This is a genomic window from Paraconexibacter sp. (genome assembly GCF_041602235.1).
Classification (GTDB): Bacteria; Actinomycetota; Thermoleophilia; order Solirubrobacterales; family Solirubrobacteraceae; genus Paraconexibacter.
In genome coordinates this window covers 21,113-27,843 of sequence record NZ_JBFIGP010000018.1, presented here as the reverse complement: position 1 = coordinate 27,843, position 6,731 = coordinate 21,113, and the positions used below count along the sequence as shown (strand labels likewise).

The 6,731-nt window shown below is 71.8% G+C and carries 7 protein-coding genes; 3 read left to right on the top strand and 4 right to left on the bottom strand.

Annotation, left to right across the window (positions count from 1 at the left end; all coding sequences use genetic code 11):
* Positions 1-651: alcohol dehydrogenase catalytic domain-containing protein (locus ABYE80_RS02825; RefSeq protein ID WP_372788505.1), on the bottom strand; the 651-nt coding region annotated here is incomplete at its 3' end.
* Between the two features lie 86 nt (positions 652-737).
* On the opposite strand from ABYE80_RS02825, the gene ABYE80_RS02820 reads away from it, so the two are divergent.
* Genes ABYE80_RS02820 through ABYE80_RS02810 form a run of 3 tightly spaced genes read left to right on the top strand, consistent with a single transcriptional unit; the run spans position 738 to position 1,907 of the window.
* On the top strand, positions 738-1,061 hold the full coding sequence (locus tag ABYE80_RS02820) for a multidrug efflux SMR transporter (RefSeq protein WP_372788504.1): 324 nt from the start codon (positions 738-740) through the stop codon (positions 1,059-1,061).
* Positions 1,058-1,645, top strand: a complete 588-nt coding sequence (locus ABYE80_RS02815) for a TetR/AcrR family transcriptional regulator (RefSeq protein WP_372788502.1) — start codon at positions 1,058-1,060, stop codon at positions 1,643-1,645. Before ABYE80_RS02820 ends, ABYE80_RS02815 begins: the two co-directional genes overlap by 4 nt.
* Positions 1,638-1,907, top strand: a complete 270-nt coding sequence (locus ABYE80_RS02810) for a DUF167 domain-containing protein (RefSeq protein WP_372788500.1) — start codon at positions 1,638-1,640, stop codon at positions 1,905-1,907. The genes ABYE80_RS02815 and ABYE80_RS02810 overlap by 8 nt, the downstream gene beginning before the upstream one ends.
* 30 nt (positions 1,908-1,937) lie before the next feature.
* On the opposite strand, the gene ABYE80_RS02805 is transcribed toward ABYE80_RS02810, so the two are convergent.
* From ABYE80_RS02805 to ABYE80_RS02795, 3 genes are all read right to left on the bottom strand, one after another.
* The gene (locus ABYE80_RS02805; protein WP_372788499.1) at positions 1,938-3,365 is read right to left on the bottom strand and encodes a phytoene desaturase family protein; all 1,428 of its coding nucleotides are present in this window, start codon (positions 3,363-3,365) and stop codon (positions 1,938-1,940) included.
* Positions 3,362-5,161 carry a DUF3556 domain-containing protein gene (locus ABYE80_RS02800; protein ID WP_372788498.1) on the bottom strand — a complete coding sequence of 600 codons (1,800 nt, stop codon included), beginning with the start codon at positions 5,159-5,161 and terminating at the stop codon, positions 3,362-3,364. Before ABYE80_RS02800 ends, ABYE80_RS02805 begins: the two co-directional genes overlap by 4 nt.
* A 153-nt stretch (positions 5,162-5,314) precedes the next feature.
* Complete coding sequence (locus ABYE80_RS02795) at positions 5,315-6,706, bottom strand: rhodanese-like domain-containing protein (RefSeq protein WP_372788496.1); 1,392 nt, start codon at positions 6,704-6,706, stop codon at positions 5,315-5,317.
* Positions 6,707-6,731: the final 25 nt, after the last annotated feature.

Below are 6,731 nucleotides of genomic sequence, written 5' to 3'. Positions count from 1 at the left end.
GGCGTCCACGCGCTCGGGCAGGCGCGCGCCCGTCTCGAACGCCTGCTCGGCTCCGAGCTCGACCGCGCGCGCACGCTTGGCCTCGGACCGGCTCGTCGCCCACACCCGTACGCCGGCGGCGGCGCCCAGGACGATCGCGGCCGTCGCCACGCCCCCTCCCGCACCCTGGACGAGCACGGTCGACCCGGGCTTGGCCTCGGCGCGGCCGAACAGCATCCGATAGGCGGTCAGCCACGCCGTCGGCAGGCACGCCGCGTCCTCGAAGGACAGTCCCGCGGGCTTGGGGATCAGGTTCTGGGTCGGGACCGCGACCCTCTCGGCGAACGTGCCCGGGAACCGCTCCGACAGCAGCGAGCGTCTGGGGTCGAGCGTCTCCTCACCGTGCCAGGACGGGTCGGAGATGACGCCGTGGACGACGACCTCGTTGCCGTGCTCGTCGAGCCCCGCCGCGTCGCAACCGAGGATCATCGGCAGCCTGTCGTCGGGGAGCCCCACCCCGCGCAGCGACCAGATGTCGTGATGGTTCAGGGAGGCGGCCTTGACCGTGACCGTGCTCCAGCCGTCCCGTGCCTCGGGCTCGGGCTGCTCGCCCAGCTCCAAGGCGCTCAGTGGGCTCTCTGCGTCGGTGCGGGCGGCGTAGGCGGCGAACATGCGGTGAGCCTATGGGACGACGCTCGCGACCCTCCACGACAGGCGTAGCGGTACATCTGTACCGTTTTCGGTACGCTTGTACCGTCATGTTGCTCGCCTGGTCCGCCCTGTCCCTCGCCATCGTGTCCGAGATCGCCGCCACCCTCTCCCTGAAGTCGGCGGGAGACGGCTCGATCCCGGCCGCGCTCACGGTCGCGATCGGCTACCTGCTGTCGTTCCTCCTGCTGCTGGTGGTCGTCCGCCGCATCGAGGTCTCGATCGCCTACGCCGTGTGGGCCGGGGCCGGCACCGCCGTGATCGCGCTGGTCGGGATGACGGCGCTCGGTGAGCCCACGTCGGCCCTCAAGGTCGCCTCCATCGGCCTCGTCGTCGTCGGCGTCGTCGGACTCAACCTCGCGGGCGCGCATTGAGCCCGGAGCGACCGGTACGCGGCGAGGCGCGGCGGGCGCTGATCCTCGACGCGGCCCTGGAGGTCATCGCCGGCGAGGGCCCCGGGGCGCTCACCCACCGCCGCGTCGCAGCCGCTGCCGGGCTCCCGCTGGCCGCCACGACGTACTGGTTCTCCTCCAAGGACGAACTGCTGACCGCCGCGTACCGGCTGGCCGCCGACCGGGACATCCGACGCGTCACCGAGTTCGCCGACCGTCACGCCGGCACGTCCGACCTCGCCGAGGTGCTCACGGAACTGCTCGCTGCGGAGCTCGGGGAGGGCCGAACCGCCCTGATCGCGAGCTTCGCGATGTGGCTGGAGGCGACCCGACGCCCCGAGCTGCGCAGCATCGAGCACGACTGGACCGAGGGCTACCTGAGCGCCGTCGCCGGTCTCCTGGAGGGGGCGGGCTCTCCCAGCCCGCGGCTGGACGCGCAGGTGCTGACCGCCGCCATCGACGGGCTGCTCCTGGGCCACCTCGCCCGCGGGGCCCAGGACGACGTGCGGACCGCGATCCGGCCCGTGCTGGCCCGACTGGTCGAAGGGCTCGTCGGCGATGCCTGACGTGGAGGTGCGGGTGCGGGTCGTACCGCGCGCGGCACGCGATCAGCTGGCCGGGACGCGGGCGGGCGCCGTCCTCGTGCGCCTCACGGCGCCGCCGGTGGACGGCAAGGCCAACGCCGCGCTGCGCAAGCTCGTCGCCCGTGCGGTCGGCGTACCGCCGAGCGCGGTGAGCATCGTGCGCGGCGAGACCGGGCGGGACAAGACGCTGCGCATCGAAGGTGTCCGTGACGCCGCCGCGGCGCTGCGCGACCTCGGTCTGTAGACCGGGCACCCCACGCCCGCCCGCTGGTTCTCAGCCGGCCGAGTCCGCCAGGTAGCGCAGCGCCGACCGGGCGGCGTTGTGCCCGTTCATCCCGTGGACGCCCGCGCCCGGGGGCGTTGCCGCCGAGCAGATGAACACGCCGGGGATGCCGGTCGCGTAGGGGTCCAGGGCCAGCCGGGGCCGGAACGCGATCTGCCAGGGCGTGTTCGCCCCGGTGATGATGTCCCCGCCCACGTAGTTGGCGTTGTAGGCCGGGAACGCCATGGTGGGTGTGACGTGCATGCCCACGATCCGGTCGCGCAGCCCCGGGGCGAACCGCTCGATCTGGTCCAGCAAGACGTCGGTCGCGTCCCCGGCGTAGCCGCAGGGCACGTGGGCGTAGGCCCACACCGGATGCACGTCACCGTTGGATCGCGAGGGATCGGCCAGGTACTGCTGGGCCACCAGCACGGCGGGCCGCGCGGGCATCCGGCCCCGGTTGATGTCGCGCTCGGCGATCACCTGCTCCGACAGGGGACCCATCGCGTGCACGGTCCCGGCCCTGCGCGCGGCCGGGTTCGTCCACGGGACGCCCCCCTGCACGGCGAGGTCGACCTTGTAGGCCCCGGGGCCGTGCCGGTAGCGCCGGTAGGCGCGGGCGACCCCGTGCGGCAAGCGCGCGCCGGCCAGATCCGCGACGGCGCCCGGGGCGAGATCGAGCACGACGACGTCCGGGCCGGCGATCTCGTCCAGTGACGTGACCCGGCGACCGGTCTCGATCCTGCCGCCATGCTCCACGAGGTCGGCGGCCAGCGCGCTGGTGATCGCGGCGGACCCGCCCTTGGCGACCGGCCACCCCCAACGGTGCCCCGCGACGATGAGGGCACAGCCCACCGCCGAGCTCATCGGCGCCGTCAGCGAACTGAGGGCGTGGGCGGCCACGCCACCGAACAGCGCCCGCGCCTGCTCGGTCCTCCACGCCCGGGCGAGCACCGCGGCGGGCAGGACGGTCGGCGCCCCGAACCGGGCGAGCCGCCACGGGTGCTTCGGGACGTGCAGCACCGGTTCGACCAGGTCCTCGTTGAGGGCGTCGAAGCCACGCACCGAGGGTCCGAAGAGCGTCCTCCAGACACCGCCGTCGCGAGGACCGAGCCCGTCGGCGGTCGCGTCGAGGGAGCGCAGCATCACCCCGGCCGTGCCGTCGTCGAGCGGGTGCGCGAGGTCGACCTGCGGCCACCGCCACTCCAGCCCGTGGCGCTCGAGCCCGAGCGTCGACAGGAACGGTGAGCCGACGCCCATCGGGTGCACGGCGGAGCAGTGGTCGTGCAGCAGCCCGGGGGTCATCAGCTCACCGCTGCGCGTCCCACCCCCGATCGTGTCCGCCGCCTCCAGCACCGTCACGCCGACGCCCGCCCGGGCGAGCGCGACGGCGCTGGCGAGTCCGTTGGGCCCGGACCCGACGACGACGGCCTCGCTCATGCAGGTGCAGCTGTGCGCGGCGAGGCCGCCGCGGCGGGCGCCTGTCCGCCCGAGGTGACGTGCACCGGGAACTCGTAGTTGAGGTCCAGCCACGGCTGACGCTCGATCATGTCCTTCACCTCGACGTAGCCGGTCTCGATGAGCCCGGTCTTCGCGTCGTAGATCCGGTACTGCTGGCGCTGGATGTGGATCGGCTGGGACTCCAGGCAGATGATCCGCAGCTCCCCCTCCTCGAACTGGCACTGCTCCTGGACCGCCTCGAGGAGCTGCTGGTTGTGGAAGTGGCCGTCGCCGAAGTTCCAGCCGACGGTCGCGCCCGTGAGGAACTCGCCCTCCCGGACCTTGTAGTCCTCCACCTCGCCGCCCACCGCCGCGTGCGGCAGCAGCCCGTTGAGCGCGCGACCGTGCGGGTGCATGGCACGGAACGCGAGCGCCTTGGTCAGGAAGATCTCGGCGCTGTCGGCGTCGTAGAGCTTCTCGAGCTGGTTGTAGACGATCGGCGAGCTCTTCTTGACCTTCGCCTCGAACTTCTCCTCGGCGTTCGTGTCCCGGCGGAACAGCCACTGGCTGGTCGCCCAGTTGCCGGCGTAGTAGCGCATGGACGGCAGGAACGAGACCTGGTCGGGGCGGAAGTTGCCGTAGAGCATGACCCCCACGCCGCTGAACAGGATGATCGCGAGCAGCGGCGCCGAGTCGAGCGTCGACCAGGCGACGTCGCCGTACTGGCCGAACAGCACCAGGGTGCCGAAGATCATGAAGAGGTTCCACTCCAGCGGGACCGCGAGCGGGAACGTCGAGGTGATGTGGATGTGGAAGATCACCATGCCGATCACCGCGAAGGTCCCGAGCGTGCCGCCCTGCGTGACCAGCAGCAGGAGCGGCAGGCCGAACTCGATGATCGTGCCGAGGTGCGCGAAGTACGTCGCCTTCTTCGAGGCACGCAGGTCCTCGGGCCAGTTGCGGTAGAGCTGCTTCTTGATGGTCTTCGAGCGGTTCCACGGCGTGTTGGACACCATGACCGCGACCACGCTGGAGAAGTGGTGGTTGAGCTTGGAGGTCGCCGCGCCGAACCAGATCGCGATCAGGACGAGCTGCGAGGCGATCACGAAGTTCGTGATCGGGAACAGGAAGACCACCAGCAGCAGGCCGTAGATCTCGGGACGGCCGCAGAGGTACGAGACCTTGTCGCGCAGGCCCAGGGCGACCCACACGCCGAGCAGGACGGCGATCAGCGTCGTGTCGAGGCGACCGGCCGTCGCCTCCTCACCGCTGAAGCTGATGGCGCTCGTCGCGGTCCCGTCGGACAGCAGCAGCGCGAACGCGAGCCCGAGGACGCCGAGGTACAGGAGCACGTCGATGGGGGTGCGCCGGTTGCCGGCGGTCAGCGGCACCTTGTCGGGCCACGGGGGCAGACGGATCGTGCCCGGTCGCACCCAGGCCAGGATGCAGCCGATCGGCGGCAGGAACCGGAAGCTCAGCGGCATCGAACTGGACCCGAGGCCGATCATCTCCCAGAGGATCATCCAGACGACGAGCTTCTGGAAGACGATCGGTTCGGTCCACCAGTCCCCGAAGTTCGATATCCCGCCGAGGCCCGTGGTCGTGGCCCCGATCACCGCGATCGCGCCGAAGCTGAAGGCGATCAGCTTCAGGATGTACAGCACGTGGATCGCGTAGGGCGTGCCGAAGCCGTTGGCCGCCCAGTCCTGGGCGAGCGGCTTGACACGTTCGAGGTGGGGCTTCTCGCGCCATTCCTCGACGTCGAAGGGGACCGGAGCCGGATTGATGAAGCCCATGGAACCGACTTTCGCCCCTATGGGATCCCGGCGTTCCGTGTGCGCGGCACAAGGTTTTCCCGCTCGGCACCGAAACGTTGTGCGGCGACGACAGAGAGCCGGACCGGCGCTACCGCTCGACACGCAGCACGGACCGACACCCGGGCCCGACGCTCAGCCTTCGGGCTCCTCGATCGGCCAGCCCTCGCTCTTCCACTGCGGCACGCCGCCCTCGACGACGTGGACCACGTCCTGAGCGCCGTGGCGCTGCAGCAGGCTCGCCGCCACCGCGGCACGCTGGCCCGAGCCGCACACGACGGCGACGGTCCGCCCCGGGTCGACGCCCTCGGGGACCGCGTCGATGTCGTGGTAGGGCTGGTGGATCGCGCCCGGGATGTGCCCGTCGTCCCACTCGTCCTGCTCGCGGACGTCGAGGATCTGCGGGCGGCTGGCCTCGTCGGCCCACCGCTCGTGCAGGTCGGGGATCGTGATCCTCCGGGTCCGCTCCACCTCGTGGCCCTCCTCCCGCCAGGAGGTCATGCCCCCTGCCAGGTACCCGGCGATGGTGCGCAGCCCGACAGCCGCCGCCAGGTCGGCGGCCTGGAGGGCATCTTCGTCGTCGCGCCCGACGAGCACGAGCGGCTGCTCGGGGTCGGCGAGCCACGCCAGCTTGGACCCGAAGCCGGCCCGCCGCGTGGTCAGGCACAGGGCTCCCGGGATGTGCGCCTCGTCGAACTGCAGCTCGGTGCGAACGTCGATGACCGCCGCCCCCGCGTCCTGGGCCTGCCGCACCTGGCGCGGCGTGAGGGGGTGCGCCTCGACGACCTCACGCACCAGCGGGCCCCGGTTCAGCGCCACGATGTTCTCGAAGTTCGGGGGCTGCGGGCCGAGCGCCGCGGTCGTGCGCTCCACGAACGCCGCCTCGTCCTCGACCGACAGGAGCGCCTGGTGCTCACGCTCGAAGCCGATCGTGGTGGAGACCTTCAGGTCCATCCCCGCGCCGCCGCACAGCGACCCGCCGAGGTGCCCGGGCCATACCTCGCACGTGTCGGGCAACGTCAGCAGCTTCTCGTGCAGCGAGCGGAAGATGTCGCGGGCGCCCTCCTCCTTCTCGACGGCCAGGTCGGGACGGGCGATGTCCCCGACGAACAGGCTGTCCCCGCTCAGGACCGCCCACGGCTCCTCACCGCGAGCGGTGTCGACGAGCGCGAACGCCGTGTGCTCGGGCCGGTGGCCCGGCGTGTGGACCGCGCGGACGATCACGTCGCCGAGCTCGAGCTCCCAGCCATCCTCGAAGGGCTCGTGGTCGTACTCGGCCTCCGCGTCGCGGTGGATGTGGACCGTGGCCCCGGTCGCCGCCACGAGGCGACCGTGTCCCGACACGTGGTCGGCGTGGTTGTGCGTCTCGAGGACGTGCTCGATGCGGACGCCGAGGTAGCGCGCGAGCCGCAGGTACTCGTCGATGTCCAGGCGTGGGTCCACGACGGCGGCCACGCCGGCGTCCTCGTCGCCGATCAGGTAGGACGCGCAGCCGAGGTCGTCGTGGGTCAGTTGGCGGAAGATCATGGGGCGGCTCCTGACTGGGTGGCCG